Source organism: Caloramator sp. (genome assembly GCF_020054765.1).
Classification (GTDB): Bacteria; Bacillota; Clostridia; order Clostridiales; family Caloramatoraceae; genus Thermobrachium; species Thermobrachium proteoclasticum.
Window position 1 is genome coordinate 1 of sequence record NZ_JAIHAO010000008.1, and the last position, 15,020, is coordinate 15,020.

The 15,020-nt window shown below is 29.8% G+C and carries 8 protein-coding genes; 1 reads left to right on the forward strand and 7 read right to left on the reverse strand.

What is annotated here, in order from left to right; translation table 11 throughout:
* Window positions 1-134 precede the first annotated feature (134 nt).
* The 3 genes from JG776_RS04270 to JG776_RS04280 are packed head-to-tail and all read right to left on the reverse strand — an operon-like array spanning window position 135 to window position 3,351.
* Window positions 135-1,298 (reverse strand): hypothetical protein, encoded by a 1,164-nt coding sequence (locus JG776_RS04270; RefSeq protein ID WP_291965011.1) that lies wholly within the window; start codon window positions 1,296-1,298, stop codon window positions 135-137.
* Complete coding sequence (locus JG776_RS04275; RefSeq protein ID WP_291965013.1) at window positions 1,295-2,407, reverse strand: DUF58 domain-containing protein; 1,113 nt, start codon at window positions 2,405-2,407, stop codon at window positions 1,295-1,297. Before JG776_RS04275 ends, JG776_RS04270 begins: the two co-directional genes overlap by 4 nt.
* Before the next feature lie 11 nt (window positions 2,408-2,418).
* Window positions 2,419-3,351, reverse strand: a complete 933-nt coding sequence (locus JG776_RS04280) for a MoxR family ATPase (RefSeq protein WP_027307569.1) — start codon at window positions 3,349-3,351, stop codon at window positions 2,419-2,421.
* 276 nt (window positions 3,352-3,627) lie between these two features.
* On the opposite strand from JG776_RS04280, the gene JG776_RS04285 reads away from it, so the two are divergent.
* On the forward strand, window positions 3,628-4,512 hold the full coding sequence (locus JG776_RS04285; protein WP_291965017.1) for a MerR family transcriptional regulator: 885 nt from the start codon (window positions 3,628-3,630) through the stop codon (window positions 4,510-4,512).
* Window positions 4,513-4,584: 72 nt separating this feature from the next.
* Here the strand turns inward: JG776_RS04285 and JG776_RS12410 are convergent, their stop codons facing one another.
* The 4 genes from JG776_RS12410 to JG776_RS04300 all read right to left on the reverse strand — a co-directional run bounded on the left by JG776_RS12410 (window position 4,585) and on the right by JG776_RS04300 (window position 15,007).
* Window positions 4,585-4,965 carry a hypothetical protein gene (locus tag JG776_RS12410; RefSeq protein WP_366934188.1) on the reverse strand — a complete coding sequence of 127 codons (381 nt, stop codon included), beginning with the start codon at window positions 4,963-4,965 and terminating at the stop codon, window positions 4,585-4,587.
* Window positions 4,966-4,970: 5 nt separating this feature from the next.
* Entirely contained in the window at window positions 4,971-5,351 is a 381-nt protein-coding gene (locus JG776_RS12415) for a PHP domain-containing protein (RefSeq protein ID WP_366934189.1), read from the reverse strand.
* A 423-nt stretch (window positions 5,352-5,774) separates the two neighbouring features.
* Window positions 5,775-6,419 (reverse strand): deoxynucleoside kinase, encoded by a 645-nt coding sequence (locus JG776_RS04295; protein ID WP_291965020.1) that lies wholly within the window; start codon window positions 6,417-6,419, stop codon window positions 5,775-5,777.
* 104 nt (window positions 6,420-6,523) lie between these two features.
* Window positions 6,524-15,007, reverse strand: a complete 8,484-nt coding sequence (locus tag JG776_RS04300) for a glucoamylase family protein (RefSeq protein WP_291965022.1) — start codon at window positions 15,005-15,007, stop codon at window positions 6,524-6,526.
* Between the last annotated feature and the right edge of the window lie 13 nt (window positions 15,008-15,020).

Sequence of the window (15,020 nt, forward strand, 5' to 3'; positions counted from 1 at the left end):
TTTTTATATGGAAAGAATTGGGGGAATAGGGTTAAGGTGAGAAGGGGCAAGGGTTTGATGAGGGTGGGGGTTTGACATGAGTTTTTTATTTATATACATCAAGATGGAACTTTTTTACTTGGAAACAGAGATATTTACTTTTTAAATATTTTATCCACCAATTCCTTATCCATACCAGTATTATTATACCTTGCTTTAATATAAATATTTCTTATTTCATCTAAATTATCCCATAAACCTTTGGCCTTATTATTTATGTCAAGGCTTGTATCAGATGAGAGTATATCAATCTTATTCTTCTTTAAGCTCTTTAAAAATTTAAAATACTTAAATCTGATATATTCAACCTTATCATCAAGGTTATATTTTTTTTGTTTCTTTTTTACTTCAGTAATCTTTATAGATTCTTTTAGTTCAACAAATTCATCATCAGAATTGCTGCTTATGCTTATTCTTTTTAAAATTGTGACCACAATCCAAATAAATATTAAAAATAATATAGCCTTTATAATAAGGCCTATAATATGTGAATTTAAAATAGCATCTATTAGAGTATTTTTGTTAGGTGCAAGTTTTATAAACTCATTAGATGAGTTCTTAATATTAGGCATATTATCTAAATTAAACTTAATATTTACTTCCCCAAATATTAATGTAAATATCTTAATAAAGGAAAATATAAAAAAGGCCAACACGTAGGCTATGGTTAATGTGGCATAATAGTATAAATAAAACAGCATTTTAAAGATAAATCCTCTTATCTGTGGAATTGATAAAATAATTGAGAAAGAAAGTAGAGAGGACATTAATATAGCATTAAGTTTATTTATTTTAACATCCCCTTCAATTTTAAAAACCCGTAGCATTCTTAGTAGAAGAACAGATGTTACTGTATAAAAAATTAAGAAAATACTACCGTAGAAGGTTATATCCTTAAAGGACATATAAATAATAATGTGAATAAAAATTGCAGTCCCAATTAATTTATTGGCTGTTTTAAAGTAGTCTTTAAAATAGTAATAGTCAAAAAGGCTTTTTCTATTTCTAAAAAGCCAATATAGCATTATTGTATAGGATAGTACAAATAAAAATATTTCACTACTTCTATAAAAAATAGCGGGTATAATAAGAAAAAGATATATATAAAAAGAATCTAAATCCATAATTGTAAAAATACTAACTGTTAATAACGTATATAAAAATAGTATATCTACCTCTTTTATAGTAAAAATAGAAAACAAAACCAAAAACACAAAGGAGACTCTGTTTAATACATTATTTAATAAAATCAATTTCAATTAAAATCGCCTCCTATTACGTAGGTTTCAATGTTGTTTGAACTTAAAAGCTCAAGATTATCCCTTGAGGCTGCAATTATTATAAGCTTGTTTACTTCTTTTGATATTTTTTCAATATTTAAAATATATTCCTCAAAAACCTTCGGAAGAATTAGGACAAATGAGCTGTAGTTTGAACATATAGGTATTAAATATTCTAAATAATCCTCAAAGGGCATTGATATATTATAATCTGCCATTCCAAGCAATTTTAAAACCCTGAACTTGTGGTGTTCAGTAAGTCCATAGTGAATTATTTCATTGTTTGAGCTTGTAATCTGTGAATTGATTGAAATACCATAGGGAATTTTACTATCGTGAAGTTTTTCACATATATCCCTTGCAATGGATATGCAGTCTTCGATTTTCTTAGAGTCAATGCTATAGTAAAAGGGCTTATAGCTTTCTACATTAACAACAATCATAACTGTACTATCTGTGGTGTAATCAAAATTTTTTACCATAAGCTTGTTTAATCTTAAGGAAGTAGGCCAGTGGATGTTTTTTTGAGGTTCAAAGCCTGTGTACTCCCTAAGTCCTACAATCATTGTTGGATCATCTAATATAAACCTTTTAACCGATATATTTCCCATAGTACTTCCATAAGGTATAAGAACCTCCTCAAAATTTAATTTATTCGGCAATACAATTACAGATTTATTTATATAAAAGGATATTTCCTTTGTAGAGAGGCCTAAAATATCTCCAACCTGCAGATACGCATTATTTATTACATAAAGTCCTCGTCTTTTAAAAAGGATAGTATATTCCCTAATCCTTCTTTGATAGGGCAAAAGTACTGTATGGAAGCTGAAATACATTTCATTTGTTATTTTATTTTTTTTATTTTTAAAATACATACCCTTTGGCACTTCTAAAAAAGCTTCAAGGAAGGTTATGGGTAGTTTTTTTCTATTTTCTAATTGAAAAACTAATTTAACTTCTTCACCAAACTCAATAACTTCCTTTGAAGGGTATATATTATAGAATAAATTCCGATAAATTATTTTTTGCATAATATTGTTTACAAAGAAAAAGAGGATTAATAAAAACAAAAGTACATAAAGCATATGAGTTCCTCCTAAATTTCCTCAAGTGGAACTTTAATATTGTCTAAACATTTTAAAACAAAGGAATACATAGACTTAGATTTTGTTTTAGTTATTATTCTATGGTTTAGGACATAGGGAGCAAGGAACTTTACATCCTCAGGAATAATAAAATTCCTTCCATTTATTGCAGCATAGGCTTGAGATGCTTTAAAAAGGCTCAAGGTTGCACGGGGACTTGCACCAAGTATAACTTCTTCAGAATTTCTAATAAACTCAATTAAATCAAGTATGTAGTCTAAAACTTCATCGGATGCCTTCACATATTTAAAATTTCTTTGAACATATTCTATTTCATCCTTAGTAACAACTTGCTTTAATTCCTCAAGAGGATTTTCTTCTTTGTATCTTTTTATTATATCCTTTTCCTCCTCTTTAGTTGGATATCCTAATGAAATTCTCATTAAAAACCTATCAAGCTGTGCCTCAGGGAGAGGAAATGTACCAAAGGATTCAATAGGATTTTGAGTTGCAAGAACCATAAAGGGCTTCTCAAGAATATATGTAATACCATCAACTGAAACCTGCTTTTCTTCCATAGCTTCAAGAAGGCTTGACTGTGTACGAGGTGTAGCCCTATTTATTTCATCTGATAGAAGTATGTTTGTAAAAATAGGGCCTCTTTTAAATTCAAATTCCATAGATTTTTGGTTATAATAATTTATACCAGTTAAATCAGAGGGCATAAGGTCTGGAGTAAATTGAATTCTTTTAAAATTAAGTCCTAAGCTTCTTGAGAAGGCCTTAACTAAAGTTGTTTTTCCAAGACCAGGGACATCCTCCAAAAGTATATGCCCACCACATATAAGGGAAACCGTCAAAAGGTCAACTATTTCCTCCTTGCCAACTATAACTTTACATACATTTTCCTTTATTCTATTAGAAAAATTAACAAATTCCTTCATTTGTTACCACTCCCTTCAGTAATATAATAACATATACATATAAATCATATCCACATTATTTAATTAATTTATTAATGGAGTGGGGAAATGAAAAAAGTAGTGGATTAGAAACAGCTTACTTCTATTTAGAGTGTTTAAGTTTTCAGAAATAATAACAGTAACTTTCAATAAAAAATAAATTATATGAATAATAGAATATTTATAATATATTACCAAAATAGGTATTGACTATCACCTTAGGGTTTAGTTTATGATATATTACAAGAGGTGATGGTTATGTATATAAAGGAAGTTTGTAAAGAATGTAAATTAACTAAAAAAGCAATTGAGTATTATGAACAACAAGGATTGATTTCTCCAGCAATAGAGGACAATGGATATAGAAACTATACAGAAGATGACGTGTTTATTTTAAAAGAAATAGGGGTTTTAAGGAAGATAGGTTTTAGTGTTAGAGACATTAAAGATATACTTGGTAGTACCAACAAAACTGCCACTCTGGAAAAATGTAGATATAAAATGGAGTTAGAAATTGAAAAGTCGTTGGCTAAGAAAAAATGTTTAGAAGATCTAATAAGGGATTATGATATAAATCAAGCTATGAAGTATATTGAAGAAAATATCGAAAAAAATTTTACAATTAGAGAGAAGTTGTTGCAATCATTTCCAGGAAGTTTTGGATTGTATTTAAGTATACACTTTGGACCATTTTTAAATGAGAAGATTGATACTCCTGAAAAGGAAGAAGCATATAAAAAAATTATTGAATATTTAGATACAGTTATAAATTTAGATTTCCCAACTGAACTGGAGGAGTTTCTAATTCAGGGACTTCAAGAGATGAAGGAAGAAGATATGCAAAGAATAAATAAAACAATAATGGATTTGATAGAAAATACAGATGAATATTTAGAAAAGAATAAAGAAGATATAGTTAAATATTTAGAAATTAGGAATACAGATGAATATAAAAATTCTTTAGGATATAAGATGCAGAAATTATTGTTGGAGTTTCAGCAGCAGAGTGGTTATTACGACATATTTATAGAAAATCTTAAAATATTAAGTGATTCCTATAGAGAGTATTTTGAAAAATTACAAGTTGCAAATGAAAAGTTTTTAAAAAATTATAACATTCAGGTTGAAAACTATTATAAGTAATAAGGCTTACAAATATTATCTAAAATTGAAGCCTTAATTTCAGGTAATAGTTACCTAAAATTAAGGTTTTTTTTATACATAATTAGGTTGTCTATTTTTGAAGTAAACTACACTTAAATCCGCTCTGTTTGCAAGGTCTATTGCTATATCAAAATTTGCACCTATTGAGTCAATATTATGGGCATCAGAGCCAACAGTAACATATTTTCCTCCAAGCTCTTTAAACCTTTTTAATATATCGAGCATATTAAGTGCAGCTATCTTATTCTCAAGTCTTCTTGTATTAATTTCTACAGCCTTTTCACGCTGTGCAATAATTTTTAAAATTTCATCTATTATTTCTTTAAAATCGTTATAATATAGTTCAGTATCCTGATATTTTGCATACCTTGTTACATAGTTTATATGACCTAAACTGTCAATGAAGTCACATTCCTTAATGCATTTATACATAAAATTTAGATAATGAAGATATGATTCTTTTTTTCTCTATTTTCGTAAAAGCCTGGTTGAAAAATATCCACTCCATCAACAACGTGAATTGATCCTATTACATAATCAAAGGTATATTTTTTAATTAATTCCCTGTTTTCATTAATGCAGTCATCTCTAAGTCCAAGTTCTATTCCTATTAAAAATTCTTTAGAACGATATTTTTCATATTCATTAAAATACTTTTCACAATCAAATATGAAATTACCTTCTAAAGGATAGTTAATATCCATATGGTCTGTTACAATAAGCCCAATTTCTTTTTCCTTTGCCTTTTTTATTGCAGCTTCAATTTGCATTTTAGAATCTGTTGAAAAGGTTGAATGTATATGACAATCATATATCATTTTTCTTACCCCCTAAAAAATACTACAAACAATATAATTATATCACATTTGTAGTCTATAAAGATAAAAATAAATTTTATTAAAAGATTAAAAAGATGAGGAGATATAATCCTCATCAAGATTGTTTATAAACCTACTTGTTAGATAAAGTATGAAAAAGCCCCATGAAAGGATTTCAATAGGCTCTTTCATGAGTTTTAGCAAATCTTGCTTTTCGGCTTTCAAAAAGTCCGTAATTCGGCACAGGACGTGCCGAGCCGAGCAGTCATCAGGACGATGACATTGCGAGGGTAGGACTTTTTGAAGCAAAGAAAAGCTTAGATTTGCTTAACGAAATGAACCGATGCCAAAGAAATCCTTCATGGGGCTAATCAATATATAACTTTTTCAACAGCCTGAGATAATGAGATATAATCCTCATCTTTATCTTAAATTTTGCTTTATTAAATTTATAATGTATTCTCTATCCTTTAAATTATTTTCAAAGTCAAGATTGTCCACATTTATTTTAAGAATAGGTGAAATAGAGTATTGTTCAAAATAATCCTGATAGTGCTTGTTTAGTCTTTCCCAATAAGCTCGTTCAACAACTTTTTCGTATTCTCTACCTCTTTGATATATTCTTCTAATGGCCTCATCTACTGAAACCTCTAAATAAACCATAAGCTTTGGAGGATGACAATGTTCAAGCATATTTTCAAATAATTCTATGTATAAGTCGAACTCTTCCCTTGACATTTCTCCGCTTTCCATAAGCATTTTTGCAAATATAACATCTCCATAAATACTTCTATCCATAACTGCATTTTCAATAAGGCTTGCTTCCTTTATATGTTTAAATCTTTTATTTAAAAAGAAAATTTGAAGTGGAAAACTATATCTATGTCTATCATAGTAAAATTTTTCAAGAATAGGATTGTTATATACTGGTTCTTCAAAGGGAATAAATCCTTCATTTTTTAATATATTCATCAAGGTAGTTTTTCCCGCACCTACAACTCCATCAATTACTAACATATTCCAAAATCCTCCTTTGTCTATCTTGCTGAGGGCCTGTTGATAAAACATAATATTCTCCCCTTTAAATTTAGTCAGTCTTTAATAGTATAATTTAAATATAGTATAAATTTCAAGGGGTAGAATTTTACAAAAAATTAAGGGGCATATGCCCCTTACATAAATACTATTATTTTATGTTCATTTTTATCATCAAGCAGAGGAATATAGTTAAATTCTAAAACCTTTCCATCAAGTTCAATTTTTTCAATTCCAGAACATTTTCCATTATTGTTTATAACTTTTATATTATAGGTAGTATCGTTGTAGGTGTAGGATATTTCATATTCCTTCCAGGATTTTGGGATACAAGGATTTATTACAATTCTATCTTGGAGTTTATTAAACCCTAATATACCCTCAAGGCCTACTTTATACATCCAGCCAGAAGAACCAGTATACCAAGTCCAACCACCGCGTCCAATGTGGGGTTCAACTGCATATACATCTGCCGCCATAACATAGGGTTCTACTTTATATTTTGAACATTCAAGTTGTGTAGTTGTGTGGTTTATAGGATTAATCATACCAAACAGTTTAAATGCTTTATCACCTAAACCTAATTTTGTGTAGGCAAGTATAACCCAAGTGGCAGCGTGGGTATATTGACCACCATTTTCACGAACACCAGGCACATAACCTTTGATGTAACCTGGATTTAAATCGCTTTTGTCAAAGGCTGGTGTAAAGAGTTTAATTATAGCGTCATCGTAGGAAATTAGGTATTTTTCAACTGCATCCATTGCTTTAAGGGCTCTTTCTCTATCTCCAGCATTTGATATCAAAGCCCAAGATTGTGCAAGGGAATCAATCTTGCATTCTTGGTTTATGCTTGAGCCAAGAGGAGTTCCATCATCAAAATATGCACGCCTATACCATTCTCCATCCCAAGCATTTTCTTCGATTGCATTTAATATCCTTTGCATATGTTCTTTGTATGTTTTAGCTCTTTCATAATCATTTAGCTTTTCGCAAATAGGTATAAATCTATTTAGTATGTCAATCAAAAACCATCCGAGCCATACGCTCTCACCTTTTCCTTTGTTTCCTACGGTATTCATCCCGTCATTCCAATCGCCACATCCCATAAGAGGTATTCCGTGTTCACCATATCTTAGACTGCGTTCTATTGCCTTTATGCAATGTTCATAAACACTTCCTCTTATTTGTGATGTTCTTGGTATACCATATCTCTCGTCAGTTTTTTCATCAAGTGGTTCATCCTCTAAATAGTTAACTTCAATATTTAGAATGTCGTAATCTCCTGTTTTGTAGATGTATTCAGCTGTAACATAGGGTAGCCATAACAAATCATCTGAGAACTTGGTTCTTATTCCTTTGTCGTGACTTCCAGGATGCCACCAGTGTTGAACGTCTCCCTCTACAAATTGGTGTGCACAGTGGAGTAGAATTTGTGTTTTAGCTATTTCAGGCTTAATATTTATAAAGCTTAAGACGTCCTGTAGCTGGTCTCTAAATCCATATGCACCACCAGACTGATAGAAGGCTGATCTTGCCCATATTCTGCAACATAAAGTTTGATATAACAACCAAGTATTCATTAGTATGTTAAATGGTTTGCTTGGGGTAGAGACTTTAATGGTGTTTAGTAATTTATTCCACATAGATATTGTTTCGTTGAGCTTTTGCCTACATATACCAACATCTTTGTACCTATCAATAATGTTACTCAAATCTTCAAAGTTTAGGCAATTACCTAAAAACAGGGATATTTCTTTTTCTTCATTTTGTTTTATCTCTAATTTAAGTTGAACTACTGAACAAGGATTAAAACCGGCACCAGTAGTGTTACTTAAGGTTTCGTAATTTAGCCCATCAGGGCAATCAAGTTTATTTTCGTCATTAAGAAATTCATTTAAATTACCAGTATAGCTAACTATTTTTTCTGAGGATGAAACAAACATCAACCTGTTTGTAAAATCTGTGTTGTAGCTGTTCTTAAATATAAATGAGTTAAGGTCTTTATTAAATTGACTAACGATAAATTGATTGGTTAAATAATGGGTTACTCCCATAACAGGTCTTACGTAATAGAATATAGATAATTTTCTTTTTGTGCTACTAATATTTTTTAAATTAAGTAAAGATACTTTTAGCATATCATCCTTTGGAACAAAACAGTTTAGTTCACCAATTAACCCATTATATTGATGCTTATATCTGACATAACCAGTACCATATGTTATAACATATTCAGTTTGATGTCTTATAGGCTTTGGAGTTACAGTAAAGTAATCTCCAGTATCATCATCGCGTATAAATATAGTTTCGTATATTGGATCAATAATAGGGTCATTACTCCAGGGAGTTAATTTGTTTTCACGGCTGTTTTCAGCAAAGATATATCCGCCGCCAGATTCTGTTGAAATAAACCCGAATCTATTATTTGCCACAACATTTATCCAAGGCATAGGGGTGTGGGTATTGTCGTTTAATTTAATTACATATTCGCGACCATCTGTATTAAACCCACCATATCCGTTGAATATTTGTAGTGGTTCATTGTAAATAGGTAGTTCCTTAAACTCATAAACCCTATTTACTTTATTAAGCTTTACTAAATTTAAAGGAGTTTCTTCTAAACTTAGTTGCTTGTGTATACTGCCTAAATCTGCATCTATACATATTCTTGCAACTGAATAAAATAGGTCTATGTCTTCCTTTGGCATTGAATTTATGCTTCTTATAAATATTCCTCCGAATTTATCAAGTTGATCTAAATTGTTGTTGTATCTTATTAAATCCCTTATTTGAGATTGTAGAGGTTGTAAATATCCACCTTCCTCTTTAACTAAAATTACAAGGTCGGTTAGAAGACCTCTAACTTTAAAATATTCGTGGCATTTTACTAATGTCTCAATTATGTCAATATAGTCAGATTTACTTATCTTAACAAGCATTATAGGCAAATCTCCAGATATTCCATATGCCCAAAGTGAAGATTGACCCTTTTGATTGTTCTTAATATGTTCTTCATACCTTCTTCTAATTTCTGTTACAAAAAGTATGTGATTCAATATTTCTGAAAAAATTTCCTTTTCATTTAATGTGAGGGATAAATATTTATCCTCCATTTGTGCCCTAAGGTATGCAGAACTAAAGCTTCTGTCAATGTTGTAAAATTCTGAGTACTTTTTACATAATTCAATGCAATGTTCTTTGCTGTCAGCAATTCCTGTTATATATGCAAGTGTAACAGAAGAATTTGGCTTCAATATAATTCTTTTTCTAATGCTGAATATTGGGTCTAATACAGCACCAGTTGTATTAGTAAGAGGCGTATTCAATGCTTTAGGATTTAAAAGAGTGTTGCCTCTTCCAATAAATTTAGAGCGGTCAGTTTCGACTTCAATATTTTCAGAGAACTCACCTGTACATAAGGTATGGAATGCCCATACTGTCTTTTTACCGTGTTCTCTTGGCCTTCTTGATGCAATAATACTGTTGTATTGTTCTAAAAATTCAGTTCTAATAAATAAATTATTAAAGCTTGGGTGAGCGATATCTGCCATTAAACTTGATAGTGTGATTTCCATATAACTTGTTACTTCTATTGTTTTTTCATAATTTGATAGATTGCTTATTATGATTTTTTCAACTTGGCAGTTATCTTCTGCACTTATACATACTTCTGTTGTAGTTTCAATATCTTTATCAGCTCTTGAAATTTTTACATTGTCATCATTAAAAACAATTTCATATTTATCAGGTATTTTTGATGTAGGTTCGATTGTATTTGACCAAATTACATTTTCGTTTACATCCCTTAGATAGACGAACAAACCATATTTTTTGTTTGTTAGGCTATCTCTCCATCTATTTAAGTATATGTCTTTAAATTTTAAAAAGTTGCAGCCGTAGTCGCTAAGCATAGCGGAAAAGTCACCATTTGTAATTAAGTGGCATTTAGGAATTATACTATCTGGCATACCAAGCTTTTTAGTAAAGTCCACGTGCATAAATTGTGGTTTTTCAAGTGGTTTTATTTCTTCCTTAATATTTTTAGTGATTATTGTTCTAACTGGTATCTTTTCTTGTAGTAGAAATTCACCTGCAATTACTTTTGGATTCGAATGAAATCTTTCAATTAAAATATTTTTATTTAAATAGTTGTTTATAGATGTAAGTATCATACCTTGGTGGTGTGCCATAAAGCTTTGGACTATACCATAGTTTGAAGTTTTATCAGTTCTATCAGGTGTAAAATCAATTGCTTCATATAGTCCATATTTTCCTAAAAGATTGTACTTTAGCAATTCCTTTATATTTTCTATGGCAACACGTGGTTTAAAGGGTAGAGCAAGTATAGTAGAGTAGGGAGATATAACCATATCCTTAGATAAACCACGTTTTAAACCAAGTGCTGGTACCCCAAAGGCTTTGTATTGAAAATTAAGTAATATATCAAAACCATAAAATCCCGATTCTGATGTTCCCCAAGGAACTTTTCTATCCCTACCATAATTTATTTGAGCTCTTATTACAGTTTTATATGTTTCATCAATTAAGCTGTTTGTATAATTTTTCATAATTATGGCGGGCATAAAGTATTCAAACATAGTTCCAGTCCAGGAAACAAGACTTAGATATCCATCAATTTCTGTTAAAGACCTTCCAAGCTTAAACCAGTGATTAACAGGAACTTCACGGTTTATTACAGCAAGATAACTTGCTATTCTTGCTTCTGATGCAAGAAGGTCGTAGTAGGAATTGGTTAGACTATTATTATCTGCATCAAATCCTATAGAGAACAGACCACGTTTTTTATCGTATAAAGGAGCAAATTGTGTATTTGATACGAAGTTGTTTAGTCTTTCTCTTAAACTATATAATGAATTTATTAAAGACTCCACATCTTGTCTACATAGGTTCAGTTCTTCATTAAGTAATTTAAGTATTTCAAATTCAATATTACTAATTTTATCTTTTAGATGAGATATTTCATAAGATATATTTTTGTACAAAAGAGGAAGTTCTGCCAATTTTGCAGTCTTTATTTCTTCAATAAGATTTAATAATTTTTTATATTCATCCTTGTGATTTAAGAACTCAAGCTTATTTGTATTTATTAAACTTGGATAAATTTTAGTAAATTGTACTAAATCCTTTATACAGTCTGATATATGTTCTTCGTTAATGTTGTTATTTAGCTTGTTTAATAGGGTAAAGATGTCAAAATCCTTTGAAATGTCATAGTTGTATTCGTAGTAATCCATTATATCTTGAAGTCCGCTGATAAAATCATATGATAAAGGATTTTTGCTTAAAAATTCATCAATTGAGGATGATGCAACCATAAGGTATGCAACAAGGTTTCCACTATCTACTGTTGATACATATTTTGGATGAAGTACCTGTAGAGTTCTTGTATCGTACCAGTTGTAAAGATGTCCGTTCCATTTATCAAGCTTTTCTAAAGTAGACATTGTTTTATCAAGCATATATACAAATTTTTTAAGTGATATATATCCAAGGTCAACAGCACTACACATAGATAGTATCAAAAATCCTATATTTGTTGGAGATGTTCTATGTGCTATTTTAGTTGTAGGTACTTCTTGAATATTATCAACTGGTAAGTAGTTGTTTTCTTCATTAAAAATGTCTTCATAGAATTTCCAGGTTTTTATACCTATCTTTCTTATTAGTTTAATGTCTTCTTCAGGTGCCTTATAAATTGGCTTTAAATCGAGTTGACTTATTTTATAGGCAACTATAGGAGAAAGTATCCACAGCAATATAAATGGTACTGCTAAAATTAAGTTATTTATATTGATAATTATACTTAATAAAGTGATTAAACTTAAACTTGCAGCAGAAGGCAACATAGTCTTAATATAACTTTCCAAAGTGTTTTTAGTATTTCTTTCAACATCAGCAGCAGTTACCCACTCAAGAAGGTTTTTATGTGATATATATACCCTATAGATAGTTTTTAAAATAGCGTGGAGGGATATATAAGTAACATATGGTAAAAAGATAATTGTTAAAATAGCTTGACATAAAATATTTTTGAATCCATAAATAATGTTGTTATTTAATCTTCTGTTTATATTTTTGTAGTATTTAAGTTTAATATAGTCAAAGAAATTAAATATTACAGGAAGAAATACATCAAACAATGCAAGAAGGATAAAATAAATTGACTTAAAGCCAAAGAGGTAAAGAGACAAAATGATAATCAAGCTGTAGTTTATTGGAAGAAGACTTCTTCTTAAATTATCAAATATCTTCCACTTAGATATGGAGTTAATAGGGTTCAAAATCCTTTTACCATAGGAATTTTTCACAAACCTATTAAGCCAATGGATTGTTTGCCAATCTCCTCTTATCCATCTGTGCATTCTTAATATGTATGAATTGTATTTTTGTGGGAAACCATCAATAAGCTCTATATCCGTTGCAAGTCCTACTCTTAAGTAGCTTCCTTCTATAAGGTCGTGGCTTAATAATGTATTATCTGGAATTGCTGTATCGAGTGTTTCCATAAAGGCATCCACATCATAAATACCCTTTCCAGTAAATATACCCTCTTTAAACAAATCCATATAAACATCAGATATAGCACCACTGTAGGTATCTATACCACCTTCAGAAGCATATATTCGAGTAAATTTAGATTTAATACTGCTCTCTATATCAATTCCTATACGTGGTTGAATTAAGCCATAACCATCAATAACAACTTTTCTTTCGTGATCAATAAAAGCTCTATTAAGTGGATGAGAAATTGTTCCTATGAGCTTTTGGGCATAGTTAATTGGTAGTTTTGTATCTGCATCGAGGGTTATTACATATTTTGCATCCATTATTTTTTCAATATCACCCACTATAACATTAAAGGTGGTGTCATTAAAGCCTCTAATTAACCTATTAAATTCACATATTGCTCCTCTTTTTCTCTCATATCCCATATACCTATTTTGTGATGAATTAAACACCCTTTTTCTACATAGAAATAGGAACTTATTATCTTGATATTTTTCATTAAGATTTTTTATCAATTTAACAGCAGTATCAATTATTTCTTCATCTTTTTCTTCAACTTCTTTTTCACTGTCCTTTAAATCTCCAAGAAGTACAAAGAAGATGTTGTCACTATTATTAGATACATAAGTTATTTCAAGATTATTAATTAACTCCTTAACCCTGTTAACGTTTGGTATTAGTGTTGGAACTATTACTACTGTTTTACATTCGTCTGGAACACCTTCTGTGAAATCAAGCTTTGGCAAAAAACTTGCTTCAACGTTATTTAAAATATATCTGTTTACAATGTTTATAGATAAATTTAATGCTATTGGTAGTGTTATTAATATTGATATTATTAAATACAAGTTTTCTAAATCAATTGGTGAGTTATTGTAGGCAAATTTAGAGTATAAAATAGCTATTAACATTGATAAAGAGAATATAGGGAGTAGATAAGAGGTTAAACCTATCTTTGATATTTTCTTATGTATACCCAATCTATTTAACAGTTCTTCAAGGCCATCATCAATTAAATAGTAACCTATATGATTATGCTTAATATTATCTTTCTCAACATCACAGCATTCAAGGGCAGTTTTAGCAACAAAGGTTTCTGATAGGTTGTATTTTTTAGAAATCTGCATTACTTTTTTACGGTAGTAACTTCTTGTTTCAAAATCCTGTTTAGGGTAGAAACCTGATGGATCCTGCCTTAATATTCTTTCTACATATGATAGTTCTTCAAATAAATCTTCAAAATTTAGAGCTATAACAAATCTTAAACTACAAATTGCATTTCCAATAGACATCTGTAGTTTTGCCTGTTCTTGATGTTCGTGATGGATAATATCATCGACAGTTATGTCGTATTCAAATAGTTTATCATTAATAATTTCCATTATGGATTCATTTGATTTGTTTGATTTTTTCAAGTAAATCAAAACTCTTTCTAAAAAATGATAGTCAATACTTTCCATATTATCAAGGTGCTCATATAAAATTTTAACTATTTCTTGATTATCTAAATTATTAAATTGACTAACCTTATCCCAAGTCTTTTGAATTGTATAAAGTTTAATACATAAGGAGGATATATATTCTATTAAAGATAACTTAAACATTGGTTCAAGGCACCAAAGCTCCTGCATAGTAAGTGGTGCAACTCTTTGGTATGATTCAATAAAGGATGTTAAATTTTTTTTGTCTAATCTACCATCAGTATGACTTATCAATTCATAGCAAACTGCAAATATTCGAGGAAGACCTTTAAATATACTATTTTTCAAGTATAAAAGCTGTTTAAAAAAATTTTTATCTAACTGATGTGTTAATATTTTATATTGTTCCTCAATTACATAATAATTGTCTAAAATCCATTCTGAAGCAGAACATATAGGAACATTACTATTAGATTTTTCATAGAAATATTTATATACATCGGTTATGCTTTTGAAGTTATTATTTAATCTTGTTAAAAGTATATCATTGTGGTTTGGAGTTACTTTATGTTCTTTGGCAATATCAGTTGCATGCCTATTAAGTTCATCTGAGGATAAAATGCCTCCTTTAGTGGATAGTGGTTGAGTTTTGTCAAGATACAAAGCCACACTATCGCTCCTT

Coding starts and splice junctions, on each gene's coding strand:
- JG776_RS04275 (WP_291965013.1), bottom strand. CDS start 2,407: ATGCTTTATGTACTTTTGTTTTTATTAATCCTCTTTTTCTTTGTAAAC.
- JG776_RS04280 (WP_027307569.1), bottom strand. CDS start 3,351: ATGAAGGAATTTGTTAATTTTTCTAATAGAATAAAGGAAAATGTATGT.
- JG776_RS04285 (WP_291965017.1), top strand. CDS start 3,628: ATGTATATAAAGGAAGTTTGTAAAGAATGTAAATTAACTAAAAAAGCA.
- JG776_RS12410 (WP_366934188.1), bottom strand. CDS start 4,965: ATGTATAAATGCATTAAGGAATGTGACTTCATTGACAGTTTAGGTCAT.
- JG776_RS12415 (WP_366934189.1), bottom strand. CDS start 5,351: ATGATATATGATTGTCATATACATTCAACCTTTTCAACAGATTCTAAA.
- JG776_RS04295 (WP_291965020.1), bottom strand. CDS start 6,419: ATGTTTTATCAACAGGCCCTCAGCAAGATAGACAAAGGAGGATTTTGG.